At 70.4% G+C, this 25,663-nt stretch carries 27 protein-coding genes and 4 pseudogenes; 20 read left to right on the plus strand and 11 right to left on the minus strand.

The genetic code is table 11. The features are described 5' to 3' along the window. Nucleotide 1: 1 nt before the first annotated feature. On the minus strand, nt 2-1,492 hold the full coding sequence (rpoN, locus tag ACFJI0_RS15145) for an RNA polymerase factor sigma-54 (RefSeq protein ID WP_382320812.1): 1,491 nt from the start codon (nt 1,490-1,492) through the stop codon (nt 2-4). 257 nt (nt 1,493-1,749) lie between these two features. Further along, complete coding sequence (locus tag ACFJI0_RS15150; protein ID WP_382320814.1) at nt 1,750-2,022, minus strand: GlsB/YeaQ/YmgE family stress response membrane protein; 273 nt, start codon at nt 2,020-2,022, stop codon at nt 1,750-1,752. 157 nt (nt 2,023-2,179) lie between these two features. Here ACFJI0_RS15150 and ACFJI0_RS15155 point away from each other — a divergent pair, with 157 nt between their 5' ends. Then, nucleotides 2,180-3,532 (plus strand): YhjD/YihY/BrkB family envelope integrity protein, encoded by a 1,353-nt coding sequence (locus ACFJI0_RS15155; protein WP_382320817.1) that lies wholly within the window; start codon nt 2,180-2,182, stop codon nt 3,530-3,532. Further along, a complete protein-coding gene (locus ACFJI0_RS15160; RefSeq protein WP_382320819.1) occupies nt 3,529-4,683 on the plus strand; it encodes a putative zinc-binding metallopeptidase in 1,155 nt (384 codons plus the stop codon). The genes ACFJI0_RS15155 and ACFJI0_RS15160 overlap by 4 nt, the downstream gene beginning before the upstream one ends. Here the strand turns inward: ACFJI0_RS15160 and ACFJI0_RS15165 are convergent. The 4 genes from ACFJI0_RS15165 to ACFJI0_RS15180 form a co-directional block, all read right to left on the minus strand. Next, nucleotides 4,674-5,948, minus strand: a complete 1,275-nt coding sequence (locus tag ACFJI0_RS15165; RefSeq protein WP_382320821.1) for an ATP-binding protein — start codon at nt 5,946-5,948, stop codon at nt 4,674-4,676. The two genes, ACFJI0_RS15160 and ACFJI0_RS15165, sit on opposite strands and share 10 nt — an antisense overlap. A 78-nt stretch (nt 5,949-6,026) precedes the next feature. Then, entirely contained in the window at nt 6,027-6,542 is a 516-nt protein-coding gene (locus ACFJI0_RS15170) for an MgtC/SapB family protein (RefSeq protein ID WP_382320824.1), read from the minus strand. Between the two features lie 5 nt (nt 6,543-6,547). Further along, nucleotides 6,548-7,018 carry a response regulator gene (locus tag ACFJI0_RS15175; protein ID WP_382320826.1) on the minus strand — a complete coding sequence of 157 codons (471 nt, stop codon included), beginning with the start codon at nt 7,016-7,018 and terminating at the stop codon, nt 6,548-6,550. Between the two features lie 122 nt (nt 7,019-7,140). After that, the gene (locus ACFJI0_RS15180) at nt 7,141-7,824 is read right to left on the minus strand and encodes an outer membrane beta-barrel protein (RefSeq protein WP_382320828.1); all 684 of its coding nucleotides are present in this window, start codon (nt 7,822-7,824) and stop codon (nt 7,141-7,143) included. 226 nt (nt 7,825-8,050) lie between these two features. On the opposite strand from ACFJI0_RS15180, the gene ACFJI0_RS15185 reads away from it, so the two are divergent. From ACFJI0_RS15185 to ACFJI0_RS15195, 3 genes and pseudogenes are all read left to right on the plus strand, one after another. Further along, nucleotides 8,051-10,264, plus strand: a complete 2,214-nt coding sequence (locus tag ACFJI0_RS15185) for a response regulator (RefSeq protein ID WP_382320831.1) — start codon at nt 8,051-8,053, stop codon at nt 10,262-10,264. Nucleotides 10,265-10,371: 107 nt separating this feature from the next. After that, a pseudogene (locus ACFJI0_RS15190) lies at nt 10,372-10,587 on the plus strand (PA2169 family four-helix-bundle protein); the annotation flags it as partial. 64 nt (nt 10,588-10,651) lie between these two features. Next, complete coding sequence (locus ACFJI0_RS15195) at nt 10,652-10,831, plus strand: PA2169 family four-helix-bundle protein (protein ID WP_382320833.1); 180 nt, start codon at nt 10,652-10,654, stop codon at nt 10,829-10,831. Between the two features lie 58 nt (nt 10,832-10,889). Here ACFJI0_RS15195 and ACFJI0_RS15200 read toward each other — a convergent pair whose 3' ends face one another. From ACFJI0_RS15200 to ACFJI0_RS15210, 3 genes and pseudogenes are all read right to left on the minus strand, one after another. Then, a complete protein-coding gene (locus tag ACFJI0_RS15200) occupies nt 10,890-11,168 on the minus strand; it encodes a hypothetical protein (RefSeq protein WP_382320836.1) in 279 nt (92 codons plus the stop codon). Between the two features lie 88 nt (nt 11,169-11,256). Continuing rightward, nucleotides 11,257-12,685: pseudogene (locus ACFJI0_RS15205) on the minus strand (sigma-54-dependent transcriptional regulator). A 121-nt stretch (nt 12,686-12,806) separates the two neighbouring features. Next, nucleotides 12,807-13,013: a hypothetical protein gene (locus ACFJI0_RS15210; RefSeq protein WP_382320838.1), complete on the minus strand. Its 207-nt coding sequence runs from the start codon at nt 13,011-13,013 to the stop codon at nt 12,807-12,809. A gap of 135 nt (nt 13,014-13,148) precedes the next feature. Here ACFJI0_RS15210 and ACFJI0_RS15215 point away from each other — a divergent pair, with 135 nt between their 5' ends. Beyond that, on the plus strand, nt 13,149-13,358 hold the full coding sequence (locus tag ACFJI0_RS15215) for a DUF6496 domain-containing protein (protein WP_382320840.1): 210 nt from the start codon (nt 13,149-13,151) through the stop codon (nt 13,356-13,358). Nucleotides 13,359-13,375: 17 nt separating this feature from the next. Here ACFJI0_RS15215 and ACFJI0_RS15220 read toward each other — a convergent pair whose 3' ends face one another. After that, nucleotides 13,376-13,630, minus strand: coding sequence for a hypothetical protein (locus ACFJI0_RS15220; RefSeq protein WP_382156432.1), 255 nt, complete (start codon nt 13,628-13,630; stop codon nt 13,376-13,378). Between the two features lie 146 nt (nt 13,631-13,776). Here ACFJI0_RS15220 and ACFJI0_RS15225 point away from each other — a divergent pair, with 146 nt between their 5' ends. The 14 genes and pseudogenes from ACFJI0_RS15225 (at nt 13,777) to ACFJI0_RS15290 (ending at nt 24,428) form a co-directional block, all read left to right on the plus strand. Further along, nucleotides 13,777-14,142, plus strand: a complete 366-nt coding sequence (locus tag ACFJI0_RS15225) for a hypothetical protein (RefSeq protein WP_382320842.1) — start codon at nt 13,777-13,779, stop codon at nt 14,140-14,142. Nucleotides 14,143-14,195: 53 nt separating this feature from the next. Further along, entirely contained in the window at nt 14,196-14,321 is a 126-nt protein-coding gene (locus ACFJI0_RS15230) for a hypothetical protein (protein ID WP_291115850.1), read from the plus strand. A gap of 114 nt (nt 14,322-14,435) precedes the next feature. Next, nucleotides 14,436-14,837, plus strand: coding sequence for a GreA/GreB family elongation factor (locus tag ACFJI0_RS15235; protein WP_291115847.1), 402 nt, complete (start codon nt 14,436-14,438; stop codon nt 14,835-14,837). Nucleotides 14,838-14,923: 86 nt separating this feature from the next. Further along, nucleotides 14,924-15,793, plus strand: a complete 870-nt coding sequence (locus ACFJI0_RS15240; protein ID WP_382320844.1) for a universal stress protein — start codon at nt 14,924-14,926, stop codon at nt 15,791-15,793. 8 nt (nt 15,794-15,801) lie between these two features. Further along, nucleotides 15,802-16,674 (plus strand): hypothetical protein, encoded by an 873-nt coding sequence (locus ACFJI0_RS15245; RefSeq protein ID WP_382320846.1) that lies wholly within the window; start codon nt 15,802-15,804, stop codon nt 16,672-16,674. Between the two features lie 47 nt (nt 16,675-16,721). Beyond that, on the plus strand, nt 16,722-17,846 hold the full coding sequence (locus ACFJI0_RS15250) for an MBL fold metallo-hydrolase (protein ID WP_382320848.1): 1,125 nt from the start codon (nt 16,722-16,724) through the stop codon (nt 17,844-17,846). A gap of 4 nt (nt 17,847-17,850) precedes the next feature. Then, nucleotides 17,851-18,639: an IclR family transcriptional regulator gene (locus ACFJI0_RS15255; RefSeq protein WP_382156423.1), complete on the plus strand. Its 789-nt coding sequence runs from the start codon at nt 17,851-17,853 to the stop codon at nt 18,637-18,639. Nucleotides 18,640-18,793: 154 nt separating this feature from the next. Next, nucleotides 18,794-19,303 (plus strand): annotated as a pseudogene (locus tag ACFJI0_RS15260) (alpha/beta fold hydrolase); the annotation flags it as partial. Beyond that, on the plus strand, nt 19,278-19,622 hold the full coding sequence (locus ACFJI0_RS15265) for an alpha/beta fold hydrolase (RefSeq protein WP_382320851.1): 345 nt from the start codon (nt 19,278-19,280) through the stop codon (nt 19,620-19,622). The pseudogene ACFJI0_RS15260 and the gene ACFJI0_RS15265, both read left to right, overlap by 26 nt. Then, nucleotides 19,622-21,016, plus strand: coding sequence for an amidohydrolase family protein (locus ACFJI0_RS15270; protein WP_382320854.1), 1,395 nt, complete (start codon nt 19,622-19,624; stop codon nt 21,014-21,016). The genes ACFJI0_RS15265 and ACFJI0_RS15270 overlap by 1 nt, the downstream gene beginning before the upstream one ends. Continuing rightward, nucleotides 21,013-21,972, plus strand: a complete 960-nt coding sequence (locus tag ACFJI0_RS15275) for a Bug family tripartite tricarboxylate transporter substrate binding protein (RefSeq protein WP_382320855.1) — start codon at nt 21,013-21,015, stop codon at nt 21,970-21,972. The genes ACFJI0_RS15270 and ACFJI0_RS15275 overlap by 4 nt, the downstream gene beginning before the upstream one ends. Nucleotides 21,973-21,979: 7 nt before the next feature. Then, the gene (locus tag ACFJI0_RS15280; RefSeq protein ID WP_382320858.1) at nt 21,980-22,687 is read left to right on the plus strand and encodes a fumarylacetoacetate hydrolase family protein; all 708 of its coding nucleotides are present in this window, start codon (nt 21,980-21,982) and stop codon (nt 22,685-22,687) included. Between the two features lie 34 nt (nt 22,688-22,721). Continuing rightward, nucleotides 22,722-23,636: a delta(1)-pyrroline-2-carboxylate reductase family protein gene (locus ACFJI0_RS15285; RefSeq protein ID WP_382320860.1), complete on the plus strand. Its 915-nt coding sequence runs from the start codon at nt 22,722-22,724 to the stop codon at nt 23,634-23,636. Nucleotides 23,637-23,888: 252 nt separating this feature from the next. Next, complete coding sequence (locus ACFJI0_RS15290) at nt 23,889-24,428, plus strand: DUF4142 domain-containing protein (protein WP_382320862.1); 540 nt, start codon at nt 23,889-23,891, stop codon at nt 24,426-24,428. A 6-nt stretch (nt 24,429-24,434) separates the two neighbouring features. Here ACFJI0_RS15290 and ACFJI0_RS15295 read toward each other — a convergent pair. Beyond that, nucleotides 24,435-25,596 (minus strand): annotated as a pseudogene (locus ACFJI0_RS15295) (alpha-hydroxy acid oxidase). Between the last annotated feature and the right edge of the window lie 67 nt (nt 25,597-25,663).

Below are 25,663 nucleotides of genomic sequence, written 5' to 3' on the forward strand. Positions count from 1 at the left end.
CTCAGGCCGAGACGGCCAGGCCGTCATGGCGCTTGCGCCGGCCCACGGCCTCGATGCGCAGCATCTGACGGTACTTGGTGACGGTGCGCCGCGCCACCGTCAGGCCCTGCCGGGCGAGCTGGCGCGTGATCTCGGCGTCCGACAGCGGCCGATCGGTCGACTCCGCTTCGATGATGTCCTGGATCAAACCCCGGATCGCGGTGCCCGAGCAGGCCTTGCCATTGGCGCTCACCATCGCGCGCGAGAAGAAGTGCTTGAGCTCGTACACGCCGGTGGGCGTGGCGATGTACTTGTTGTTGGTGACGCGCGAAACCGTGGATTCGTGGATGCCGACCTCGTCGGCGATCTCGCGCAGGCCCAGCGGCTTCATCGCCATGCTGCCGTATTCGAAGAAGTGGCGCTGGCGCCGCACGATGGCCTGCGACACGTCGAGGATGGTCGAGAAGCGCTGCTCGACGTTGCGCAGCGTCCAGCGCGCCTCCTGCAGGTGCGCGCCCATCTCGGCGTTCTCGGCGCAGCGGTGGCGCTGGAACAGCTGGGCGTACACCTCGTTGATGCGCACCTTGGGCACGACCGCGGCGTTGAGCCGCACGTTCCACGCGCCCCGGTCCTTCTTCACGATCACGTCGGGCACGATGTAGTTCACCCGGGAAGAACTCAGGCGCCAGCCCGGTCGCGGGTCGAGGTGGCGGATGCGGTCACACACCGCCTCGACCTCGCCCACCGAGGCGTCCAGCGCCCGCGCCAGGGCAGGCACATCGCGCGCCGCCAGGCTGTCCATGTGGTCGTTGACGATGGCGCGCGCCATCGCGCGCACGTGGGGGCATTCGATCTCGCCCAGCTGCAGGCTGAGGCATTCCGCCACATCGCGCGCGGCCACACCGGCCGGCTCCAGCGACTGCACCAGCTTGAGCGCGATCTGCAGGTCTTCCAGCGTCGCTGCGGGCACCACGTCCGCTACCTCGCGCAGTTCGTTCAGGGGCGTGCGCAGGTAGCCGTCGTCGTCGAGCGACTCGACCACCACACCGGCCAGCGCGAGGTCGCGCGGCGACAGGGCCATGGTGCCGAGCTGCCCGTGCAGGTGGGCATTGAGCGGGGTTTCCTCCATCATGAAATCGAGCGCGGACACATCCCCGTCATGTCCCTGGCGGGCCGGGGTCAGACCATCGGCGAGCCACAGGTCGCTGTCGGACGCGGTGGACCGGTCGACCTCGGCCTCCGCCGGCGCCGCCAGATCGGTCTCGCGCGGTCCGTCGTACACCTCGCCGGCCGCTTCGCCCGATCGGCTGTCGATGTCACCATCCCGCAGGCCTTCGCGCTCGTCCTCGTCATCGCCCTCTTCCGCTTCCAGGAACGGATTGCGCCCCAGCACGTCGCGCACCACGATGCCGAAATCCAGCGAGGACATCTGCAGCAGGCGCACGGCGTGCTGCAAGCGGGGAGACAGGGTCTGGCTCTGGCGCTGGTCGGCGCGGGCGTCCATCTGGATCATGCGGTTCTCCTCCGGTAAGGCATGGTCGGCGGTGTCGCGAGGTGCGGCCGCCTCAGACCAACACCCTATGCAACCACCATGCCGCACGAGCGCGGAAGACACAAATTCCCACAAAACCACGTAACCGTCAGGCCCTCACAGAGGGACACGGTGCGCACCTTCCCGAACATTCAGACACAGTCGATCGGAACGCCCTTCAGGCCGACCCGCGCAAGGGCGCATCTTGCGGCAAGATTTGCCGAAACGGCCCGCGCGGACTAGTGCATCGATTCGTGTCGAAAGAGGTTGATGAGCGCCAGCAGGATGATGGCGCCGATCAGCGACACGAGCATGGCGCCCACGTTGAAGACGCTGTCGTTGAGGGTGTCCACCCCCATCAGGGGTGAGAGCACCCAGCCACCGATGGCGGCGCCCACGATGCCGGCCACGACATTGCGCACGATGCCCTGGCGCCCATCCGTGGACAGGACCACGCTGGCCAGCCTGCCCAACAGGCCGCCGACCGCCAACCAGAGGATGATGTTGATCATGGCGTTGCTCCTCGTTAGAGTGGTCGCAGGAAGTTCCTTCGAACCTGCCGGGGGCAATCCCCGCTCCCGGTGGCCGCGGGCACAGCACCTGCCCTGTCAAGGTCCCACCCGCCGGCATGCGGCGGGCCAACGCCACAACCGCAGCAGGAGATTTCCCATGAAGCAAGTGAAAGATGTGATGACCAGTGGCGTGCGCACGCTCGGGCCCCAGGACAGCGTGGTGCTCGCGGCCCAGGCCATGGAAGAACTGGACATCGGGGCGCTGCCGGTCTGCGATGGCCAGCGCATCCTCGGCATGGTGACCGACCGCGACATCGTGGTGCGCGGCGTCGCCCAGGACCTCGCGCCCGGCAAGACCAAGCTCGAGGACGTGATGAGCGCCCAAGTCGAATGGGTGTTCGAGGACGAAGGCCTGGCCGAGGTCGCGGCCAAGATGCAGCAACTGCAGATCCGCCGCCTGCCCGTGCTCGACCGCGACAAGCGCCTGGTGGGCATCCTCTCGCTGGGCGATCTGGCCGCCAAGGGCGACGTGCAGCAGGCCGGCGCCGCGCTGGCCGACATTTCCGAGCCCGCCCGCCCGACCCGCACCGGCCAATCGGTCGCCAGCGGCCCCGCCGGGGGCGGGAAAGCCTCTGAAAGGCACGCGATGCTCTTTCGCGTGATGAAAGCCGCCGTCGTCAACTGGATCGACGACGACGCGCCCAGCATGGGCGCCGCCCTCGCCTTCTACACCCTGTTTTCCGTCGCGCCCATCCTGCTGATCGTGATCTCGGTCGCGGGCCTGTGGTTCGGTGAAGCCGCCGCGCGCGGCGAGATCTTCGCGCAGCTCTCGCAACTGGTCGGCAGCGACAGCGCGCTCACCATCAACAGCCTGGTGGAAGACGCGAACCGCCCGGCCGCCGGCATCGTGGGCACGGTGGTGGGCCTGGGCGCGCTGCTCATCGGCGCCACCACCGTGTTCGCCGAGCTGCGCAACGCCATGGACCGCATCTGGCGCACGAACGCCGAGCATCCCAAACGGGGCGGCGTGCTCGAGCTGCTGCGCGCGCGCCTGGTCTCGCTGGGGCTGGTGCTGGCCATCGGTTTCCTGCTCATGGTCTCGCTGGTGCTCAGCGCCGCCCTGGCGGCCCTGGGCAAGTGGGCCGCGCCCTGGCTGGGCGAGCTGGCGATGCTCGCGGGCGCGGTCGACTTCGCCCTGAGCCTGGCCTTCCTCAGCGTGCTGTTCGCCATGATCTTCAAATGGATGCCGCGCGTGCCGCTGGCCTGGGGCGATGTGTGGATCGGCGCCGTGATCACCGCCGTGCTGCTCACCGTGGGCAAGTCCGTCATCGGCACCTACATCGGGCGCAGCGGCGTCGCCTCGGTGTTCGGCGCGGCCTCCTCGCTGGTCATCTTCCTGCTCTGGGTGTACTACTCGGCACAGGTGTTCCTGCTCGGCGCGGAGTTCACGCGCGCCTTCACCCTGCGGCATCAGACCGCCGACCGCACCACCGAGGACCCCGCGCCGTGAACCGTGCTTTCACCTGCATCTGCGGGCAACCGATCTTCTTTCGCAACAGCGTGTGCCTGGGCTGCGGCCGGGCGCTGGGCTACGACGCCGCGCGCGGCAAGCTGCTGCCCCTGGAGCCCACCGACGAACCCGGCTGGTGGCGCAGCAGCGAGACCGGCACGCGCCAGCGCACCTACCAGCGCTGCGAGAACCTGTCCTCGCCGGCCGCGTGCAACTGGCTGATCCCGCCGGCCAAGCCACGCGAGCACACGCCCTCGCTGTGCCTGTGCTGCCGGCTCACGCGCACGCTGCCCGACCTCGACGTGCCGGAACACGCCGGCTGGTGGCACCGCATCGAACAGGCCAAACGGCGCATGGTGTCCTCGCTGCTCGCCCTGCGCCTGCCCATCGTGCCGCGTGGCGAAGACCCGCAGCGCGGGCTGGCCTTCGACATCCTGGTCTCGCAGCCCGGCATGCCGCCCGTGGTCACCGGCCACGCCGGGGGCGTGATCACCCTGGACGCGGCCGAGGCGGACGACGCCACGCGCGAGCACCGCCGCACCTCGCTGCGCGAGCCCTACCGCACGCTGCTGGGCCACCTGCGCCACGAATCGGGCCACTACTTCTGGCAGCGCCTGGTCGATGGCAAGGAATGGCTGGAGCCGTTCCGGGCCGTGTTCGGCGACGAGCGCACCGACTACGCCCTGGCGCTGCAGAACCACTACAACCACGGCGCGGCAGCGGACTGGAGCTCGCGCCACGTCACTGCCTACGCCAGCTGCCATCCCTGGGAGGACTGGGCCGAGACCTGGGCGCACTACCTGCACATGCGCGACACGCTGGGCACGGCGCGCGGCTTCGGCATCCGGGGCGACCGCGTGGAACTGGCCTGCGAACCCTTCGGCCCCGACGTGCTGAGCGAGGACGGAAACGGCAACGGGGCCCTGGACGCCACCGACGAGCAATTCCTGCTCTGGCTCAACCACTGGCTGCACCTCACCGTGGCTTTGAACGAGATCTCGCGCAGCATGGGCGTGGCCGACTTCTACCCCTTCGTGCTGTCGCGGCCCGCCGTGCGCAAGCTGCACCTGGTGCACCGCGTCATCGCCCACCACACCCCCCGGGGCGGCCGGCGCCGGCGCCCGCTGACGCCACCCCCGCCTCAGTCGTAGGCGAGCGGGAACATGATCTGGAAGGTCGTGCCGGAGTGGTCCGAGTCCACCTGCACCGTGGCATCGAGCACCTCGCACAGGCGCTTGACGATGGACAGGCCGATGCCCTCGCCGTGCACGTAGTGCTCGGTGGACTCGCCCGGCGCGGGCACGCCAGCGTCCTCATCGTGAATGTGCGTGATCTGGTTCGCGTGCGTATCGCTCACGACCTGCTCTGCGTGCTGGGTGCGCACCTCCAGCGCGTCCTTCAGCTCCGAGGACTTGGCCTGGTGGATGCCCGGACCCGTGTCTTTCACGATCAGCTTCCAGCGATCCGGGTCCTGGGCGCCGCCATCGGCCCAGGTGACCTCCACGCCTCCGGTGCGCGTGTAGCGGATCGCGTTGAGCACCAGGTTCTGCACGATGCGTCGCAGCTTCACCGCATCGGACTGCACCACGAAGGGCGACGGCCCGTTCAGGCCGAAGGTCAGGCCCTTCTGCTGCGCGTGGTCCTCCAGCGCCTCCCACAGATCGCGCAGCGGCGGCGCGACGTCCATGGACTCGAGGTTGCGCTCCTCCTGCCCGCTTTGCAGCCGCGCCAGGGTGGTCACATCGTCCAGCAGCTTGTGCAGCGCCTGCACGTTGTGGCCCAGCAGGCGCAGGAAGGTCTCGCGTGCCGCCGGATCGGCCTGGCGCGCACCCAACCCGGCCGTGGCGTTGGTCACCACACCCAGGTTGCCGCGCAGGTCGTGCGCGGCTTCCTGCCAGAGCAAGGCGCGCTGCTGCTCCAAATGGCGCAGGGCCTCCAGGGCCTGCTCCAGCCCACGCGCGTAGGCGGTGGCCTCCAGTTGCTGCAACTTGAAGTACTGCGCGGTGCTGGCGCTCACGGCCAGGCTGTAGACCTGCGCCCACACCGCGCGCGCCATGGCCATCGCCGCCACCGAGTGGCCCGAGGCCACCGCTTCCAGCGCGTTGACCACGCATTCGTTGAGCCGGCCGAGCTCCCGCACCACCTCGGCCAGGCCGAAGCCCTGCTGCCAGCGGTGCAGGCCGTGCGCGGCGGCGTCGCCCAGGTGCGCGGTTTCCACGCGGGGTGCGCGCAGTTGCTCCTCGAAGCCCTCCAGCACGGCGGGGATGTGGTCGTTGAGCTGCGTGTGTGGCAGCGAGGCGCCGGTGGTCAGCGTGGCGTCCGCCGCGACGCTGGCGCGCCACGCCTGCAGAATGGCTTCACGCCTTTGCGTCAGTTCGTTCGCCAGCGCGATGAGTTCTTTTCCATGCAGGGGCATCGGTAGGCCTTGAAGGTGGGTGGCGACAGCGGCGCTCAGGGCTCGCGCGTCATTCTGCACCCGAAAGCCACCGACCGTTCAATGTCCCCCGCCTGTCGGGGGGTCGGCCTCCTTCTCCTTGCGGATCGAACGCCCCCAGCGGCGCAGCCACACAAGCACCAGCAGGATGAAGGCCGTGGCCAACACGGCGGTGCCCGTCTGGCCGAGCCCGGCGGCCACGCCGATCGCGGCGGTCGCCCAGATGGTGGCGGCCGTGGTCAGCCCGTGGATCCGCCCCTCGCTCTCGTCCTTGAGCACCGCGCCCGCGCCGAGAAAGCCGATGCCCGAGACAAGGCCCTGCACCACGCGGCTGAGCTGCTCCTCGTTCATGCCGGATGCCTGGGGCACCAGCACGAACAGGGCCGCGCCCAGCGCCACCAGCATGTGGGTGCGCAGCCCGGCCTCGGCATCCCGCCGCTCGCGGTCCCAGCCGATGGCCGCGCCCAGCAGCAGGGCTTCGCCCATGCGCCAGGTGGCGCGCGTGATGCGCTCGACATCGGCGAGGTCGCCGAACTCGGCCTGCACCGTGGTCCAGATGGTTTGCAGCACGGACATCGCGGTCAGCCTTGCGGGGGCGTGGACGGCGACAGCGCCGCGCCTTCGTCCCGCCATTGGGCAAGGCTGCCCATGAGCGCGCCCAGCGGAATGGGCTTGGTGAAATACAGGTCGAACCCGGCGGCCATCGAGCGTGCCCGGTCGTCCTGCTGCGAGCGACCGGTCACGGCGACGATCATCATGCGCTGCTCCGGCAAGGCATCGCGCAGGCAGCGCGCCACCGTGTTGCCATCCATGCCGGGCATGCCGATGTCGAGAATGCAGACGTCGGGCCGCAGCCGCTGCGCCATCTCCAGGGCTTCGCGCCCGTCGTTGGCGATCTGCACGGTGTGGCCGTCCACCTCCATCAGCAGGGCCAGCGACTCGGCGGCGTCTCGGTTGTCGTCCGCGACCAGCAGCCGCAGGCCGCTGCCCGCAGGCGATGGATGGGGCTCGTACATGCTTGGCTCGCCCGCGCCGGTGGTCTGAAGAACCATTCTTTTTCCATGGGTTGTCGGATCAGGCCTACACAGGGCAAACGGCGCGCCCGGTTCGATTCCCCCAGGCAAAAAAAGGGATGCCGGGGCTCGGCATCCCGAAAAATGCGCCGAAACCGGCCTCAGAACCGGTGCATGTAGCCGATGCTGGTGGTGTCCACCTCGCGCTTGCCGATGCCCACGAAGCGCACGTCGTAGCGGTTCCACTCCAGCACGATGGAGGAGCGCGGGCTCAGGTCGAAGCCGATGCCCGCACCGTAGGAACCTTCCCACCCGCTGGCCTTGCCGGTGGCGATGCCCGAGCCCGGGCTGGCCGAGACCTCGCTGCGGCCATAGGTGGTGCCGACCTTGCCGAACAGGTGCACCACGCCCAGCGGCACGCGTCCCACCAGGCTCAGGTTGATGCCGTGTGCCTCGGCCTTGCCGCCGCCACGCTCCATGTCGCCCAGGTTCACGTAACCCAGTTCGGCACCGAAGTAGCGGTTGAACATCCCGCCGGTGTACAGGTGGTACGAGGTGCTGTTGTCCGAACAGGCGAAGCCCCCCACGCAGCCCAGGTCGTAGTCGGGTTTGCCGACGTTGATGCCGACGTAGCCGTGCGAGGTGTACGGAATCACGGAGAAGTTGCCTTCGCCCGGTGCGTAGGCGCGCCGCTGCGCCGTGGTGTTGGTGGTGCCTGCCTGGGCCACCACCGTGGTGTCCAGAGGGGTGGGCGGCGTGCCCGACTGCGCGGAGACCGAGCACGCAACGGCCAGGCCGATCGCGGCCAGCGGCCACGCCTTGAGATGGTGAAGTGAGCGGTTCATGGGGAGTCCTGGTGGGTTGGAGAAACACTGCGCCTGAAAGGGAATGCAGCACTTCACCACGGCAAGCGGGATGCCAGGTGCCCGCAGGCGGACATCGAACCGCGGACGGGCACATGGATTGCCCTCATCCTCCAGGGCGCCATGAATGTGTGCAGTGACAGTGCGGCACCCTTGGGCCAGGCATCCGATGTTTTCCCTACTTCCTTCGAAGCGCGAACCGGGTGCCTTGTCGGCCCGAGGCTTCTCCATCCGGACGCGCCTGATCGCCCTGGTGCTGGCGGTGCTGCTGCCCGCGCTGTGCGCCGCCGCCTGGGTGCTGAGCCTCACCTACCGCATGGAACGCGAGAGCAGCGAACACGTGCTCGAAGAGACCACCCGCGCGCTGTCCATGGTGCTCGACCGCGAGTTGACCCAGCGGGCCGTCGTGGTGCGCGCGCTCGCGAGTTCCAGCCTGCTCGACACAGCACCCCAGCTGTCGCCCGCCGCCCTGCGCGATTTCGACCAGCAGGCGCGGCGCACGCTGACCGGGCTGGAAGGCTGGCTGGAGCTGCGCAGCGCGGACCAGGTGCTGGTCAACACCCGCCAGCCACCCGGCACCCGGCCGCGCGCGGGCCCCCGGCTTGCGCTGGTCGACCGCCCGATGATCCAGCCGCTGCGGCAGGACGCGGCGCTGGGCATTCAGTACGCCGCGCTGGTGCAGCCGGTGCTGCGCGAGGGCCAGGCGGTGCTCAACCTGTCGCTCACGATGCTGCCGAACGAGTTCCAGCGCATCATCGACGAACAGCGCCTCCCTGCGGGCTGGCTGGCGGCCATCATCGACAACCAGGGCCGCGTGGTCGCCCGCCATCCCGGCGGCGGCGTCCACATCGGGCGGCCGGCCACGGCGGACCTCAAGGCCCACCTGGACGCCGAACGCGAGGGCCTGATGCACTCGGTCTCGCTCGATGGCAATCCCGTGACCCTGTACTTCCACACCTCGCCGCAAGGCTGGACCTACGTCACGGGCATGTCGCGCGAGCAGTTCGAGGGCACGGTCCCGCGCGCCGTGCTGCAGGTGGCCGCCGCCATGCTGGCGCTGCTGGTGGTCTCGCTCATCGCGGCGGCCTGGGTGGCGCGGCGCATCGTCCAACCCATCCACACCATCGAGCAGATGGCGCTGGACCTGCGCGAAGGCCGCCCCCTGCGGCGCACGCGCACCGGCCTGCTGGAGTGCGACCAGGTCGCGCTGGCGCTGCACGATGCGGGGCACGCCATCCGCCACGCGCGCATCGAGCTGGAACGCCAGGTGAGCGATGCGGTGGAACGCACCCGCAAGCTGGAGCAGCGGGCCTCGCACAACCACCGCGTGGAAGCCCTGGGCCGGCTCACCGGCGGCATCGCTCACGAGTTCAACAACCTGCTGGGCATCATCAGCAATTGCGCGCACCTGATGCGCCGCCTGGCCCCGGCCCCCGCCATCCAACCCGCGATCGACGCCACGCTGAGCGCGGTCGACACCGGCAGCCGCCTGACCCAGCACCTGCTGCGCTTTGCCGGCCGCCAGACCGTGCACCCGCGCGTGATGCAGCTCCAGACCTTCCTGCCCGAGACCGCCGAACTGCTGCGCACCCTGCTGGACCGCCGCGTCACGCTGACCACCGAGGTCGACGAAAACACGCCCGCCGTGCAGCTGGACCCGAGCGAGCTGGAGCTCTCGCTCATCAACCTGGCGCTGAACGCGCGCGAGGCCATTCCTGCCCATGGCCACCTCTGGCTGCGCGCCGCTGCGGCCGAGCCCGACGATCTGGAGGGCCTGCCCAGCGGCAGCTATGTGCGCATCACCCTGCGCGATGACGGCCATGGCATGGACGACACCGTCGCCCACCGCGCCTTCGAGCCCTTTTTCTCCACCCGGGAACCGCACGAAGTCGCCGGGCTGGGCCTGAGCCAGGTGTATGGCTTCTGCTTGCAGGCCGGCGGCCGAGCGCGCCTGGAGAGCATGCCGGGCCTGGGCACCACGGTCACGCTGGTGCTGCCCGCCCACACCGGTGAGCCCGCCGACGCGCGCGCCGCCCTGCCGGTCTCGCCCGCCGCCATCGCCGGCACCCGCCTGCTGCTCGTCGAGGACAACGAGGCCCTGTGCGAGGCCACCGCCGCCGTGCTCCGCTCCTACGGCTGCGACGTGGTGTGCACCGCCAGCGCGGAGGACGCGCTGCGGCTGATCGACACCCCGCCGGGCTTCGATGTGGTGGTCACCGATGTGCTGATGCCCGGCAAGATGGACGGCGTCGCGCTCGCGAACCATTTGCGGCAAATCTTGCCGCAGCTGCCCGTGGTGCTGATCAGCGGCCACCACGGCGACACGTCGCCCCCGCCGGGCGTGCGCCTGCTGCGCAAACCCTGCCCGCCCGAGGTGCTGGCGGGCGCCATCGAAGCGGCCATCGCGCAGCGCCCCCTCTGACAAAGACCGCCCAACGGGTACGCCATGTGCCCATGAACAGACGTCGGATGGGTTGGGACTTCCAGTCCCCCGGTTCGGCGTCCTGTTCACAACTTCGAAGGAACGCCATGAAAGACACACGCACCATCAACACGCTCAACAACCTCATCGAGACCTGCAAGGACGGTGAGTACGGCTTCAAGGCCAGCGCGGACCACGCCGTGGACCCGCAGATCAAGTCCCTCTTCATGACCCGCGCGGAAGACTGCCGGCGCGCCGCCGCGGAACTGCAGACCATCGTGATGCAGCAAGGTGGCAAACCCGAAGACAGCGGCACCGCCACCGGTGCGGCCCACCGTGGCTGGGTGGCCGTCAAGGGCACCCTGGCCGGCTACACCGACCTGGCCGATGCTCGAAGAGACCGAGCGCGGCGAAGACACCGCCCTGGCGCGCTACCGCTCCGCGCTGAAGGACGAGTTGCCCGCCGACATCCGCAGCGTGGTCGAGGCCCAGATGCAAGGCGTGCAGCGCAACCACGACCAGATCCGTGCGCTGCGCGACCAGCACAAGGCCGCCGCCACCCACTGACCTCCCCATCCTCCCCCTTGGCCCGCGCTTGCCGCGGGCTTTTTTTCGCGCGGCGGCCTCAACCGCCTTGGGGATGGCGCTCGGCCCACTCGGCGTCGCTGTGCCCATCGCCCACCGGGTCGGCGCTTTCGTCTTCGGGCGGGGCGGAGGGAACGGGGGTGGGCGCGGGCGGTGGCTGGGGAGCCCCGGGGGCGTTCGCACCGTCGGCCGTGGCATCCGCGCACAGCAGGGCACACGGGCGCGGTTCGGGCGGAGATTCGGCGCGCGAGGCCGGGCTGGCATCGGCCATTTCCAGCACACATGGCTTCTTCTCGCCTGCGGCGGTGACATGGGACATGGGGCACTCCTGTGGCGGCGGCGACCGGTGGGTCACCTCCTGCCCCCGCGCGGCAAGCGGCGTGCCTTGCGCAGCCCCCGAGCGCGCCCTAGGGCTGAGGCCCGTCGGCCGGGTCTTCGGCCGCGTACTGCTTGAGGCGGTTGTAGAGCGTCTTCAGGCTGATGCCCAGGGCCGCGGCGGTGCGCTCCTTCTGGCGGCCGTAGTGCTGCAGCGTCGCCAGGATCAGGGTCTGCTCGGCCTGCGCGAGCGAAATGCCCAGCGGCAGCACCACCGAACCTTCCGGGCGGCTGGCGCCCACCGTCGCCGGCGCGCTCGCCACGGCCGGCGCCGGCGCTGGCGCGACCGCGCCCACCGGCGGTTCGGAGGCGCTTGGCAGCCACTGCGCGCCGATCGCCTCGCCAGACGTCATCACGTAGGCGCGCTGCACCGCATTGCGCAGCTCGCGCACGTTGCCCGGCCAGGCATAGGCCGTGAGCCGATCCAGCGCTTCGGGCGAGAAGCTCTTCTCCTTGCCCTCCTGCTCGCCGATGAGCCGCAGGAAACGGTTCGCCAGCAAGGGCACATCGTCCAGGCGCTCGCGCAACGGCGGCAGGTCGATCGGGAACACGTTGAGGCGGTACATCAGGTCCGTGCGCAGGCGCCCGTCGGCCACGGCCTGCATGGGCTGGCGATTGGTCGCCGCGATGATGCGCACATCGGTTTCCTGGCTCTGGGTCGCGCCCACGCGCAGGAAGCGGCCGGTCTCGAGCACGCGCAGGAGCTTGACCTGCAGGTCCAGCGGCATCTCGGTGATCTCGTCGAGGAACAGCGTGCCGCCCGCCGCGCGCTCGAAGAAGCCCTGGTGCTGGCGGTCCGCGCCGGTGAAGCTGCCTTTCTCGTGACCGAAGATCTCGCTCTCGATCAGGTTGGGCGAGATGGCGCCGCAGTTGACGCCCAGAAAAGGCATCTTGCGCCGACGGCTGAGCTCGTGGATGGTCTGCGCCACCACCTCCTTGCCGGTGCCGCTCTCGCCCGTGATGAACACCGACACGCCGGTGCCCGCCACGCGGGTGATCTGCTCGTACACCTGCAGCATCGAGGGCGAGCGCCCCCACAGCTGGCCGAAATGGCCGGTGCTGGCGACCTTGGCGGTCAGGCCCGCCACCTCGGCCTTGAACACGGAAGGTTTGCTCACGCGCGAGAGCACGCCCTGCAATTGTTTGGGCGTGATCGGCTTGACGATGTAGTCCACCGCGCCCAGGCGCAGCGCGAGGATGGAGGTCTCCAGGCTGGCGTGCCCGGTGACCAGCACCACCTCGGAGTTGGCGAGCAGCTCGGGGTCAGCGAACAGGTCCATGCCGCTGCCATCGGGCAGGCGCAGGTCCAGCAGCACCAGATCGGGGGCCTGCAAGGCCAGCTGTTTGCGCGCATCGCGCAGCGTGTTCGCGGTGCGCCACGGTCAGGCCCTGCATGGCGATCAGCTCGCCGAGCATCGCGGAAGCGTCAACGTCGTCGTCCACGATCAGGACATGGGTCATCTCTTGCGGTTCCTTGGTCTGCGCCCGCCCACGGGCGTGTTCGTGCATCGAAGCGGCGCCCATGATGCCACCGTTTGCCCGGCCCACACACGGCCGCGCGCCGGTTTCCGGGCCGGCCTTGTCAGTGCAAGGACACGATGGGCGTGGGCTGCCGCGGCGGGTCGCCCGCCGGGGGCGTCTGCTCGTCCGGCACCTCGGGTTCGCGGATGTCCGGCGGCAACTGCGTGGGCGTTTCAGGCGGCACGTCGGGCTGTCCCGGTGGCGGCGGGGGCGGCACCGGGGGCGTGGGCTTGGGCACGTCGGGCACATGAGCGTGAACCATGGTCATTCGGGGACTCCTGTCTGTGGGTGTCTGAAGAAAGAAGCCCCTGCATGGCAAGGCGTGTGCCTGTCTTGCCGCAAGAAGCATCGGGAACGCCGTTCGCCCCGGGCACACACCCCCTTCGTCAACCAGGAGTTCACCATGGCAAACACCTCCACCAAAAGCCGATCCGAAGCCATCACCGAGCGCAAGATGAAAAAGGTCATGCACGAGTTCAAGGAAGGGGAGCTGGAAAGCAGCTCTGGCGACAAGGTGCGCAGCCGCAAGCAGGCCATCGCCATCGGCCTGTCGGAAGCGCGCCAGGCAGGCGGCAAGGCGCCGCCCGCTCCGAAGGAGCGCCAGCGCCACTGAGGCAGGGCGAACCGGATCTACTGGGTGGTGCCGCCAGGCGCCGGTGTCGCGGGCGAAGCAGCCGGCGGTGCCGGGCTGGTCTCGGGCGTGGGCACCGCGGGTGCGCTCGGTGGCATGGGCGGGTTGGTGGTGCGGTCGCGATCGCGCTCCATCTCGCCCGTCGTGGGCGGTGGCACATCGGTGGGCCGCCGGTCGCAACCGGCCAACAGCATCAGCGAGGCGGCGGCGGCCGCCACGCCGAGCACCATGCGGGATGAAAGCAAAGGTTTCATGGTGATCTCCTGAAGGCGCACAGGACTTTCCTGCGCCTGAAATCGGGGCAAGTCGAGTGCCTGTGCGCCGGCCGCGCGTCAGCCGGCGGGCACATGCCTTGCCGCTGCCACCGGGTGGACACCTTCCACGCACCAGGAGATTCGAGATGAGCAAGCCCCGCGCAGATGCGCCCCACCGACCCTCCGGCGCGCCGCGACGCGACCCTTCGAACCCGGTGAGCCGCACGCCCGACGCCCCCGGCTCGACACCGGCCAAGGCAACCGACGACCACCTGGAGCTGCCGCACGAACGCGACCAGTCCACCGACAGCACGGCCAGCGCGCCGGACCCCGACATGCATCAGGCGCACCAGGACCTGCAGGACGGCCAGGTGGACACGGACATGCGCGCCACACCCGGCCTGGACGCGGGCCGGCGCGCCGGCTACGTGCCCGGCGCGGGCGGCAAGTCCCCGTCGCAGAAGGCGCCGCCCTCCTCGCCCACCGCCCCGCGCAAGGACCCGCGCCGCTGAAGAACAACCGCACAAGCCTTGCCAGAATGGGCGCCGCGCCTACAATACCCCCCATGGCATCCCGGTCCACCCTCACTTTCCACCTGCACACGCGCCTGCCCCTGATGGCAGGTTCGGCCGTGGCCGGTCGCAAGCTGATGGGCACGGCGGGACTGCGCCAGCCGGCCGCACATTCCTAAGCCCGGCGATACCCCCTCCTCCTTTTTGCGCAAACCATCTATCGCCGGGCCCCAGCCCAGCGCGATCGTGGCCGCTGCACATCCGCAGCATGGCCGCACCAGATGGAGTGCTCCATGCACAAGACCCTGACCGGTGAACGCCTGCTCACCGAACTCGATTTCACGCGCCTGAACAACCTGCGCGGCGGCAAGATGCCGCCCGAGCTGGCGGACACGCTGGACTCGCTGGACCTCGTGCCCTCGCGCGAGGTGCCGGCCAATGTCGTCACGATGTACTCGCAGGTCATCCTCGAAGACGTCGCCACGGGCAAGCGCCAGAAGCTCACGCTGTGCTACCCGGCCGATGCGGAGCCGCACCTGGGCTTCATCTCCGTGCTCTCGCCCGTCGGCGCCAGCCTGCTCGGCCAGCGCGTGGGCGCCATCGCGCGCTGGCGCACGCCCAACGGCGATGCCTGCGAGGCCGAGGTCGTCGAGCTGCTGTTCCAGCCCGAGGCCAGCGGCGACTACACCACGTAGTTCCCTCGCGCCCGCGCCGCGCCCCCTTCGTCACGCTCCCATCGGCCCACGCCATGGGGTTGGCCCCCGCACGTCCAGGATGTCCCATGACCTTCGATTCCATTCTCGCCCTCACCGACTTCACGACACAGTCCGAGCACGCACTGGATCGGGCCGCGCTCCTCGCCGGCCAACACAACACGCCCTTGCGGCTCATCCATTTCGCGGAAGAACCCCACCGCTTCTTCTCCGACCCGATCGCGCGCCTGTCGCAGCGCGCGCGCCAGCTGACCCGGCGCCATGGCATCCGGGCCGTGGCCCTGGAGCGCAACCCCGTGACGCTGGACGACGTCATGCAGGAATGCCGCAACGCCAGCCTGCTGGTGATGGGCCCCCTGTGGCAACGCAGCTGGAAAACCTTCTACCGCGGCACCACGCTCGACCAGTTCGTGCACGACAGCCCCTGCCCGGTGCTGGTGGTCAAGCAGGCGGCCGGGCGCACCTACGAGCAGGTGCTGGTGGCGGTGGACCTCACGCCGCGCTCGCGCGACCTGATCGCCTACGCGCGCCGCTTCGCCAGCCCCTCGGCGCTCCAGCTGTTCCACGCCATCGACACGATCGAGGAATCCAAGCTGCGCTCGGCCGACGTGTCCTTCGAGGCCATCCGCGCGAATCGCCTCGACTCGCGCCAGCACGCCAAGGAGCGGCTGATGCAGCTCACCCGCGCGCTGGGCATGGCCGGCAGCGCCATGGCCTTCGACGTGGGCAACGGCGACCCCGCGTACCAGACCGCCGTGCAGCAGCAGGCCACCCGCGCCGAACTGGTGGTGGTCGGCAAGCGCCGCGCCTCCGCGTTCGCGCGCTTTCTCACCGGCAGCGTGGCCCAGCGGCTGGCGAAATGGGCCGAGAGCGATGTGCTGGTGGTGCCCTTCGACGGCCTGGCCGAACCCGTGCCCGTGATGGCGAGCCAGGGATGACGCCGGCCATGGACCTCACCAAACAGTTCATCAAGACCAAACAACCCTGCGCCGACGGTTTCCGCTGGTTCCTGCGCCACCACGAGAACGGCAGCAACTACCAGGACCTGCTCGACGCCCTGGTGGAGGCCGGCCGCGTGAGCGACGCCTGCTGGCTGCTCTCGCAGTTCGGCCCCACCAACGCCGTGATGGAGGTGGACGCCGTGGCCGCCGAGGCCCTGGTGTTCGCGGGCTCGCTGGTGGTGCGCGGCAACATCGAGGTCGACACCCTGATCCGCACCGGGCGCGGCATCCAGGCCGGCGGCAGCATCGTGGTCGGCCAGTCGCTGGTCTCGGGCGACGACATCAAGGCCGGCGGCAGCGTGCGCAGCGACGGCTCGCTGGAGGCCACCGGGCACATCAAGGCCGCCTGGGGCATCGACGCGCGCGAGCAGTTGCGCTGCGGCGGCGACATCCGCGCGGCCTGGGACCTGTGGTGCGGCGGCCCGCTGCATGTGGCCGGCAACGCCCACGTGGGCCAGGACCTGATCACCCAGGGCCCGATCGAGTGCGGCAAGAGCCTGGTGGTGGGCGGCCGGCTCACGGCGCGCGACAGCATCCGCGCGGGCGACGGCATCCAGGCCGGCGGCACCATCGAATGCGCCATGCACCTGGAGGCCGGCTGGGGCATCAAGGCCGGCCGCTCCATCGTGGCCGAGGGCGCGATCCGCGCGGGCGAGAGCCTCAGCGCCCACGAGGTCATCCGCGCCGGCGCCGGCTACGGCGTGTTCGCCGGCCTGAACGTGCAGGTGGAGGCCTGGGAATGCAGCGCGCGCGTGTGCGCCTGCACCAAGCCCGCCAGCCTCATGAGCGGCTGGTGGGCCGGCGCGCGCGAAGTCTGAAACCCGGGGTGACAGCGCGCCGGGGGGCCTTCTGAAATAATCCCCCGATGCCCGAAGCCCCCACCTCCGACGGCCGCCCGGACGATCCGGCCACCGCCCCCGACACCCCCTACGCCCTGCAATACCCGTGTGGTGAGCCGCCCGCGCCCGGCCAGGTGCGCGAGGTCGCGCCCGGTGTGCTGTGGCTGCGCATGCCGCTGCCGTTCGCCCTCAACCACATCAACCTCTGGGCCGTGGCCGACGAGGACGAACAGGGCACGGGCTGGGCCGTCATCGACACCGGCACCAAGACGCCCGAAGCGCTGGCCGCCTGGCGCCAGCTGACCGCGCCCGAAGGCCCGCTGGCCGCCACGCCGCAGGGCGCGCGCATCACGCGCGTGTTCTGCACCCACATGCACCCGGACCACGTCGGCATGGCGGGCTGGCTCACGCGCAAGTTCCAGTGCCGGCTGTGGATGACCCGGCTCGAGTACCTCACCTGCCGCACGCTGGTGGCCGACACCGGGCGCGAAGCGCCGCAGGACGCCATCGACTTCTACCGCCAGATGGGCTGGAACGAAGAGGCGCTGGACATCTACCGCACCCGCTTCGGCGGCTACAGCAAGTACATGCACACGCTGCCCGACAGCTTCCGCCGCCTGAGCGATGGCGAAACCGTGCGCATCGGCGCGCACGGCTGGCGCGTCATCGTCGGCCGCGGCCACTCGCCCGAGCACGCCTGCCTGGTCAGCGACGACCTCGGCGTGCTGGTCTCGGGCGACCAGGTGCTGCCCCGCATCTCGTCCAACGTGAGCGTGTTCCCCACCGAACCCGATGCCGACCCGCTGGGCGACTGGATCGCCAGCATCGAGCACCTGCGCCGCACGCTGGGCGACGAACTGCTGGTGCTGCCCGCGCACGGCGAGCCCTTCCGCGGCCTGCACGCGCGGCTGGACCGCCTGGCGCAAGGCCACGAGCGCGGCCTGCAGCGCCTGCGCCGCAGCCTGGGCGAATCACCCAAGCGCACGGTGGACGTGTTCGGCGCGCTGTTCGCGCGCGCCATCGACAGCAACGGCGAACTGCTGGGCATCGCCACCGGCGAAGGCGTGGCCCACCTCAACCACCTGCTCGCGCGCGACGAGGCCGTGCGCGAAACCGGTGCGGACGGGGTGTACCGCTACCGCATGAAATGACGCGATGAGCGACAAGAAGCCGGGGCAACCCCTGGTGACCGCGCTGCTGCGCGGGCTGGCGGTGCTGCGCTGCTTCGACCACGGGCGCGAACGCCTGGGCAGCAGCGAGATCGCGCGCATGACCGGCCTGCCGCAGCCCACCGTGTGGCGCCTGTGCAAGACGCTGGAGCACGGCGGCTACCTCACGGCCGACCAGGAAGGCGCCCGCTTCCGGCCCGGCCTGGCCATCCTCACCCTGGGCTACTCCGCGCTCGACACGCTCGAACTGGCCGAACTCGCGCGCCCCATGCTGGAGGAAATCGCCGCGCGCTTCAACGCCGCGGCCAGCCTCTCCACGCGCGAGGGCACCTCGATGCTCTACGTGCAGCGCACGGAGTCGCCGCAGGCCTTCCTCAAGCTCAACGTGCGCGCCGGTTCGCAGGTGCCCATCATCAGCTCGGGCACCGGCTGGGGCTACCTCGCCGGCCTGCAGCCGGAGCAGCGCAAGCAGGTGATGCAGGAATGCCGCAAGGCCGACCCCGCGCTGCACCGCCGCGTGGAGAAGCAGGCGCTCGCCGCCATCGCGGAATACCCCAGGCAGGGCTACGTCACCAACGTCGACGTGTTCTTCCCCGGCCTGACCACCGTGTCCATCCCGCTCTCCTCGCCGGCCAGCACCACGCCCTTCGTGCTGATCTGCACCTCGGCCACCCCGGTGTTCGCCGACCTCTCGGTGCGCGCCGAGGCCGGGCAGGCCCTGATGCAGGCCGCGCAGCAGCTGCGCCCGGTGATCGAGCGGCTCGAGCGCGAGTGATCCGCCCGGCCCCGGCAGCGCGCCGGCGGCTATTCATTCAACTTCCGTACATGCCCTAGTCACGGGCGCCGACACCCGCGACAGAATGGCGCTCATTGAATGAATATGTAATTCACTCAATGAATAAAAGGAGTTTTGAATGATCAGCTATCCGATGGCCGTTGGGGCCGTCACCACCCGCGTTCTCGAGGCCGGCGGCGGCGACCAGGTCGTGGTGCTCGTGCATGGCACCGGCGGCCGCGCCGACCGCTGGGTGCGCAACGTCGACGCGCTCGCCGCCGCCGGTTTCCACGTCTACGCCATGGACCTGCCCGGCCATGGTTTTGCCTCCAAGGGGCCGGGCGTCGCGTGCTCCGTGCCGGCGTACCGCGCCTTCCTGGCCGCTTTCATCGACGCCATCGGCGCGGCGAAACCCGTCATCGTGGGCACCTCGCTCGGCGGGCACGTGGTCGCGTCCTACGCCTGCGAACAGCCCGAGCGCGTGCGCGCCATCGCCCTGGTGGGCAGCATGGGCCTGGTGCCCATCGGCGACGAGGCGCGCGGCCGCATCCAGGCCGGCGCCAACAACCAGACCCGCGACGGCGTGCGCAACCAAGATGCAGCGCGTGATCTTCGACCCGGCGCTCGTCACGCCCGAGATGCTCGAAGAGGAATGGCGCATCAACAACTCGCCCGGCGCGCTCGAATCGTTCGCCACGCTCGGCCAGTACATCGCCACCGACCTGGACAAGGAAGTCGTGGGCGAGCAGCTCGCGCGCGCCCCATTCCCCGTGCTGCTGGTCTGGGGTGAGCAGGACAAGACCGTGCCCCCGGCCGTGGGCGAGAAGGTGCGGGCCCTGCTGCCCCACAGCCGCCTGGCCCTGCTGGCCGACGCCGCGCACACCGCCTACTACGAACGCGCGGACGACTTCAACGCCGTGCTGGTCGACTTCCTCGCCGAGCGCGCGGGCCAGACCCCACGCGACGGCGTGCGCTGGAGCTGATGGTGGCGCGGCACTACCTGGTGGGCGGCACCCTGATCGACGGCACGGGCGCCGCGCCGCGCCCGCTGCACTGGCTGGCGATGGAGGGCGATCGCATCGCCCACATCGAAGCCGGCGAAGGCCCCGGCGCCCCGCTGCCCCCCGACGCCGAGGTGGTCGAGAACGCGGCCGGCAAGACCGTGATGCCCGGCCTGGTCGACGCGCACTGCCACATCAGCTACGGCGTGGCGCGCGGCATCGAGGAGCAGGACCTGTTCGCCTCGGCGGAGTACCGCGCGATCCGTGGCGTGTACCACGCGCGCACGGTGCTGCAATCGGGCGTCACCTCGTTCAGCGATCCCGGCGGCAGCTGGTTCGTGGCGGTCGCGGTGCGCAACGCGATCAAGGCGGGCCTGTTCCCCGGGCCGCGCATCTCGGCCGCCGCGCGCTACCTCAGCACACACGCGGCGCTGACCGACTACTTCCCCTCGTGGGTGGGCACGCCGCGCTCCGGCGTGGGCGCCCTCACCGAAGGCGAAAGCCAGATGGTCAACGAGGTGCGCGACCAGGTGAAGAACGGCGTGGACTTCATCAAGATCGCGGCCAGTGGCGAGTCGTCCATCCTCACGCCAGGGGGTGGCAGCGTGCCGGCGTTCAACGCCGCCGAGCTCAAGGTGATCGTGCAGGAGGCCCATCGCCTGGGCCGCCGCGTGACCGCCCACGCCCGCAGCGGGCAATCGGTGATGGACTGCGTGGACGCCGGCATCGACTGGATCATGCACGCCGACTTCATGAACCCGCAGCAGGCCGACCGCCTGGCCGAGAGCGGCATCCCCTGCTGCCCGGCCCTCACCTTCACCGCCAACGTGGCCGACTGGGGCCACATCGCCGGCTGCTCGCAGGCGCGCATCGACCGCTTCAAGCGCGACCTCGAGAAGGCCGTCACCAACCTCACCTACGCGCACCGCAACGGCGTGACCATGATGTGCGGCACGGACAGCGGCTTTGCCGTCACGCCGTACGGCGAATGGCATGCGCGCGAGCTCGAGCTGTTCGTGACCCTGCTGGGCATGAGCCCGCTGGAGGCGATCACCTGCGGCACGCGCAACGCGTCCATCACCGTGGACGGCGAAAACACCGGCACGCTGCAGACCGGCAAGTTCGCCGACCTGCTGGTGGTCGACGGCGACCCCCTGGCCGACATCCGCATCCTGCAGGACCGCAGCAAGCTCTCGGCCATCTACCTTGGCGGGCAGGCGGTGGACCGCACGCCCCAGCCCCCGATGCAGCGCTGGCCCTGGGAACGCAGCCTGCAGATCTCGGAGCGCGAGCTGTACCAGCACACGGTGCGCCACCGCGCTCGCCGCCGCCTGACCTCTCACCGACCCACGACACCACAGGAGACAACACCATGAAACTGCCCTTGTCCCGCCGGCACTTCGTCGCGCTGGCCGCCGCGGCCCTCACCTGCACCGCGCAGGCCGCCGACCCCATCACCATCATCGTGCCCTACCCCCCGGGCGGCCTGTCGGACACGCTGGCCCGCCTCACCGGCAAGGTGATGGGACAGAACATGGGCGTGCCCGTGATCGTCGAGAACCGGCCCGGCGCCAACGGCGTGCTGGGCCTGCAGGGCATCGCGCGCGCCAAGCCCGACGGCTCGGTCATCGGCATGGTGCCCGCCAGCGTGATGACGGTGAACCCCGCGCTGTACAAGAACATGAACGTCGACACCGTGCGCGACATCACGCCGCTCACCCTGGCCATCACCCTGCCCAACGTGCTGGTGGTCAACCCCTCGGTGCCGGCGCAGAACATGCAGGAACTGATCACCTACCTCAAGGGGGCGGGCAACAAGGTGTCGTATGGCTCCATGGGCACCGGTTCGAGCGCGCACCTCAACGGCGAGCTGCTCTCGCGCTCGGCGCAGCTGCAGATCATGCACATCCCCTACAAGGGCAGCGCGCCCGCCATGCAGGACCTCGTGGCCGGCAACATCCAGATGGCGTTCGAGAACCTGCCCGTGGCCCTGCCCATGATCCAGTCCGGCAAGCTGCGCGCCCTGGGCGTGACCAGCACCAGCAGCTCCTCGCAGGCGCCCGACATCCCGCCCATCGGCAAGACCATTCCGGGTTTCGAGGACAACATCTGGTTCGGCTTCATCGCGCCCGCCGGCCTGCCCCCCGCCACCGAGAAACGCCTGAACGAAGAACTCATCAAGGCCATCCGCTCCGACGAGGTGAGCAAGGCCATGGTGGGCCGGGGCGCGGCCATCACCACGAGCACGCCCGACGAGATGCGCAAGGTGATCGCGGCCGACCGCGAGAAATGGGGCGCCCTCGTGCGCGAACGCAACATCGTGGTGGAGTGAACAACCGATGACCCGATACGCCTTCGAACCCGCACCCGCCACCTCGGTGGCGATCCAGGGGCGCGCCGAGCGCTTTCCGGTGCGCCGCGTGTACTGCGTCGGCCGCAACTACGAAGCCCATGTGCGCGAGATGGGCCACGACCCCGACCGCTCGCCACCGATCTTCTTCTGCAAGCCGGCGGACGCGGTGGTCGAGGTCGCCGACGGCGAGGAAGGCCGCTTCCCCTACCCCGGCGAAACCAGCAACTGCCACCATGAGATCGAACTCGTGGTCGCCATCGGCGAGGGCGGGCGCGACATCCCGCAGGACCAGGCGCGCCGCCACATCTTCGGCTACGCCATCGGCCTGGACATGACGCGCCGCGACCTGCAGCGCGCCGCCGCCAAGGCCGGCCAGCCGTGGGAGACCGGCAAGGCCTTCGACGCCTCGGCGCCCATGGGCCCCATCCACGCCGTGCAGGACACCGGCTACCTCGACACCGGCGCGCTCTCGCTGCACGTCAACGGCGAAACGCGCCAGCAGGCCGACCTCTCGCAACTGATCTGGAACGTCGACGAGACCATCGCGACGCTCTCGCGCCTGTTCGAGCTTCAGCCCGGCGACCTGATCTTCTCGGGCACGCCCGAGGGCGTGGGCGTGGGCGAGGTGCGGCGCGGCGACGTGATGAGCGGGCGCTTCGACGGCCTGGGCGAACTGCGCGTGCGGGTGATCTGAACCGGGGGACGTCGGATCCCCGATGATGTGGGGCATGACGTCCTCCCTGAACCCCAGCGCCACCGCCGCCGCGCTGCCCTACCCCGAGCTGGCCGACGAGATCGAGGCGCTGCTGAGCGACCCCACGGTGGCGGTCCCCGCGCGCATCGTGCAGGCCCTGCCCGGTGGCGGCACCCTGTTCGCGATGCCCGCCGTCGACGCGCGCGTGGCCATCACCAAACTCATCACCCTGATCCCGGACAACGCCGCGCGCGGCCTGCCCAGCATCCAGGGCGACATCGTGGTGTTCGATGTCGCCACCGGCCAGCGCACCGCCCTGCTCGACGGCCCCACCGTGACCTCGCGCCGCACCGCCGCCGTGTCGCTGCTGGGCGCGCGCCTGCTCGCGCCCAGCAGCGACGGCCCGCTGCTCATCGTCGGCGCGGGCGTGCAGGGCCGCGCGCACCTGGAAGCCTTTGCCGCCGGCCTGGGCGTGCGCGAGGTGCGCATTGCCTCGCGCAATCCGGCCAGCGCCGACGCGCTGGTGGCCCACGCGCGCACGCTGGGCCTGGACGCGCGCCGCGTGGACGATGCCGACGCCGCGCTGGCCGAGTGCCCGCTGGTGGTGAGCACCACGCCGGCCCGGCAGGTGGCGCTGCGCGGCACGCCGCGCGACGACGCCTTCGTGAGCGCCGTGGGCGCCTACACGCCGCAGATGGTGGAGTGGGCGCCCGAGGTCTGCCGCGACCTCGCCGCGCGCGGCACGCTGGTGGTGGACACGCGCGACGCCGACCACGAGGCCGGCGACCTGCTGCAGGCCGGCATCGATGTCACCGCCGTGCCCACCCTGGCCGACTGGCTCGCATCGCCCCGGCCGGTGCGCGGCCCGGTGTTCTTCAAGAACTGCGGCTGGGGCGGCTGGGACCTGGCGGCGGCCCGCCTGGTGAGCCGCCGGCAGCAGGCCCGCTGAGCGGGGCGCGCGGCGGCGGCACCGGCGCGTCCAGCGCCGCGCCCGGGTCTTCCTCGCCAGCCACCGAGGACAGCAGCTCGCTGGCATCGGCCTTCCTGCCGTCGGACGGCGGCGGGGGGGATGGTGGCAATCGAATGGTGCGGCTCATGGTCGTTCCCAGGGGCAAACGGCGCTCCCGCTCCCCACCAGCGCCCGCACGGGCATGCCACTTGCCGGTGGACGGGCTCCCCAACGGATTCAAGGAGCCCCCGCATGAACCACCGAGCAAGCCCCCTGACCGCCCTGGCGTTCACCACCGCCCTGCTGTGGAGCACCACGGCCTTCGCGCAAGGCCTCGCGCCCATCGACAAGAGCTTTCTGCAGCAGGCCGCCGAAAACGGCCACGCCGAGGTCTCGGCCGGCCGCCTGGCCCTGACCAAGGCGCGCAACCCCAAGGTGCGCGACTTCGCGCAGCGCATGGTCGACGAACACAGCAAGGTCGGCGAAGAGCTGCGCACGCTCGCCGCCGCCAAGCAGCAGGAGCTGCCCACCGAGCCCTCGATGCTGCAGAAGGGCAAGGAGATGATCATCGCCGGCCTGGGCGACGAGACCTTCGACCGCCGCTACCTCAACCAGATGGGCGTGGAGGCGTACAAGAGCGCCATTCCCCTGTACGAAAAAACCGCGCTCGAATCGCGCGACCCGGAGGTCAAGGCCTTCGCCTCCAAACACCTGCCGGCCCTGCGCGAGCAGCTGCAGGCCGCGCAGGACCTCAAGGTCTCGGTGGACCAGCGCCCTGCCTCGACGAAGTGAGCGCGTTCAGGGCGGCGTGGGCAGCAGCAGATCGCGGTCGAGCTGCCCGCAGCCGGTGACGCCCAGCATTGGCCATGTTGCGGTCGATCTCGGCGCGCAACAGCTCGATGGCGTGCGCCACGCCGCGCTGGCCCGCCACCGCCAGCGCGTGGTTGAACGGCCGGCCCACGAACACGAAGCGCGCCCCGAGCGCGAGCGCCTTGAGCACGTCCGAGCCGCGGTGGAAGCCGCCGTCCACCATCACCGGCATGCCGCCCACGCCGTCGACAATGCGCGCCAGCACCTGTATGGGCGCCACCGCGCCGTCGAGCTGGCGCCCGCCGTGGTTGGAGACCACGATGCCGTCGGCCCCGAGCGCCTTGGCCTTCACCGCATCGGCCACGCTGAGGATGCCCTTGATCACCAGCGGGCCGGGCCAGAAGGCGCGGATGCGCTCGACGAACGACCAGTCCAGGTGGTCGCGGTGCGAGAAGTCGCGCAGCACGTTGCTCGACAGAATGGGGGCGCCGCGCTCGGCGAACGAGTTCTCGAAATGCGGCATGCCGTGGCGCCACAGCGTCTTCGCGAAGGTGCCGAGCAGCCAGCGCGGGTGTGACACCCCTTCCCACGCCAGCCGCAGGCTGGGCCGCAGTGGCGTGGAAAAGCCGTTGCGCACGTTGTTCTCGCGGTTGGCGCTCACGGGAATGTCCACCGTGACCACCAGCGTCTCGTAGCCCGCGCGGCGCACGCGCTGCAGCAGCGCGAGGATGCGCGCCTCGTCGCCCGGCAGGTAGGCCTGGAACCAGGTGCCCGGCGCGGCCTGGGCCACGTCCTCCAGCGGCGTGAGCGACGAACCGCTCAGGATCGCGGGAATGCCGGCCTCGCGCGCGGCCTGGGCCAGCGCGATGTCGCCGCGGTAGGCCGAAAGCGCGGCCAGGCCCATGGGTGCGATGCCGAAGGGGCTCGCGTAAGTGGTGCCGAACAGCGGCTGCTGCTGCGTGCGGCGCGACACGTCCACCAGCACGCGCGGCACGAAGCCATGGGCGTTCATCGCGTCCTGGTTGCGGCGCAGCGAGACGTTGTCCTCCGCCGCGCCCGCCACATAACCGTGGATGGGCCGGGGCAGGCGGCGCTGCGCGAGCGGCGCGAAGTCCTTGAGCGCGAGGATGTTCGAGAGGGCGGAGGGCATGGTGAAGCGACAGGAAGGCTCCCGCCCCGGCCAGGTCGCCGGGGCGCGGGATTCGAAAAGGAAAAGC

This window comes from Hydrogenophaga sp. UC242_53 (assembly GCF_042696965.1).
Lineage (GTDB): Bacteria > Pseudomonadota > Gammaproteobacteria > Burkholderiales > Burkholderiaceae_C > Hydrogenophaga.

Excerpts from the sequence above, each read along its gene's own strand:
- rpoN (WP_382320812.1), bottom strand. The coding sequence starts at position 1,492 with ATGATCCAGATGGACGCCCGCGCCGACCAGCGCCAGAGCCAGACCCTG.
- ACFJI0_RS15150 (WP_382320814.1), bottom strand. The coding sequence starts at position 2,022 with ATGATCAACATCATCCTCTGGTTGGCGGTCGGCGGCCTGTTGGGCAGG.
- ACFJI0_RS15155 (WP_382320817.1), top strand. The coding sequence starts at position 2,180 with ATGAAGCAAGTGAAAGATGTGATGACCAGTGGCGTGCGCACGCTCGGG.
- ACFJI0_RS15165 (WP_382320821.1), bottom strand. The coding sequence starts at position 5,948 with ATGCCCCTGCATGGAAAAGAACTCATCGCGCTGGCGAACGAACTGACG.
- ACFJI0_RS15170 (WP_382320824.1), bottom strand. The coding sequence starts at position 6,542 with ATGTCCGTGCTGCAAACCATCTGGACCACGGTGCAGGCCGAGTTCGGC.
- ACFJI0_RS15175 (WP_382320826.1), bottom strand. The coding sequence starts at position 7,018 with ATGGTTCTTCAGACCACCGGCGCGGGCGAGCCAAGCATGTACGAGCCC.
- ACFJI0_RS15180 (WP_382320828.1), bottom strand. The coding sequence starts at position 7,824 with ATGAACCGCTCACTTCACCATCTCAAGGCGTGGCCGCTGGCCGCGATC.
- ACFJI0_RS15195 (WP_382320833.1), top strand. The coding sequence starts at position 10,652 with ATGCTCGAAGAGACCGAGCGCGGCGAAGACACCGCCCTGGCGCGCTAC.
- ACFJI0_RS15200 (WP_382320836.1), bottom strand. The coding sequence starts at position 11,168 with ATGTCCCATGTCACCGCCGCAGGCGAGAAGAAGCCATGTGTGCTGGAA.
- ACFJI0_RS15210 (WP_382320838.1), bottom strand. The coding sequence starts at position 13,013 with ATGACCATGGTTCACGCTCATGTGCCCGACGTGCCCAAGCCCACGCCC.
- ACFJI0_RS15215 (WP_382320840.1), top strand. The coding sequence starts at position 13,149 with ATGGCAAACACCTCCACCAAAAGCCGATCCGAAGCCATCACCGAGCGC.
- ACFJI0_RS15220 (WP_382156432.1), bottom strand. The coding sequence starts at position 13,630 with ATGAAACCTTTGCTTTCATCCCGCATGGTGCTCGGCGTGGCGGCCGCC.
- ACFJI0_RS15225 (WP_382320842.1), top strand. The coding sequence starts at position 13,777 with ATGAGCAAGCCCCGCGCAGATGCGCCCCACCGACCCTCCGGCGCGCCG.
- ACFJI0_RS15230 (WP_291115850.1), top strand. The coding sequence starts at position 14,196 with ATGGCATCCCGGTCCACCCTCACTTTCCACCTGCACACGCGCCTGCCC.
- ACFJI0_RS15235 (WP_291115847.1), top strand. The coding sequence starts at position 14,436 with ATGCACAAGACCCTGACCGGTGAACGCCTGCTCACCGAACTCGATTTC.
- ACFJI0_RS15240 (WP_382320844.1), top strand. The coding sequence starts at position 14,924 with ATGACCTTCGATTCCATTCTCGCCCTCACCGACTTCACGACACAGTCC.
- ACFJI0_RS15245 (WP_382320846.1), top strand. The coding sequence starts at position 15,802 with ATGGACCTCACCAAACAGTTCATCAAGACCAAACAACCCTGCGCCGAC.
- ACFJI0_RS15250 (WP_382320848.1), top strand. The coding sequence starts at position 16,722 with ATGCCCGAAGCCCCCACCTCCGACGGCCGCCCGGACGATCCGGCCACC.
- ACFJI0_RS15255 (WP_382156423.1), top strand. The coding sequence starts at position 17,851 with ATGAGCGACAAGAAGCCGGGGCAACCCCTGGTGACCGCGCTGCTGCGC.
- ACFJI0_RS15265 (WP_382320851.1), top strand. The coding sequence starts at position 19,278 with ATGCTCGAAGAGGAATGGCGCATCAACAACTCGCCCGGCGCGCTCGAA.
- ACFJI0_RS15270 (WP_382320854.1), top strand. The coding sequence starts at position 19,622 with ATGGTGGCGCGGCACTACCTGGTGGGCGGCACCCTGATCGACGGCACG.
- ACFJI0_RS15275 (WP_382320855.1), top strand. The coding sequence starts at position 21,013 with ATGAAACTGCCCTTGTCCCGCCGGCACTTCGTCGCGCTGGCCGCCGCG.
- ACFJI0_RS15280 (WP_382320858.1), top strand. The coding sequence starts at position 21,980 with ATGACCCGATACGCCTTCGAACCCGCACCCGCCACCTCGGTGGCGATC.
- ACFJI0_RS15285 (WP_382320860.1), top strand. The coding sequence starts at position 22,722 with ATGACGTCCTCCCTGAACCCCAGCGCCACCGCCGCCGCGCTGCCCTAC.
- ACFJI0_RS15290 (WP_382320862.1), top strand. The coding sequence starts at position 23,889 with ATGAACCACCGAGCAAGCCCCCTGACCGCCCTGGCGTTCACCACCGCC.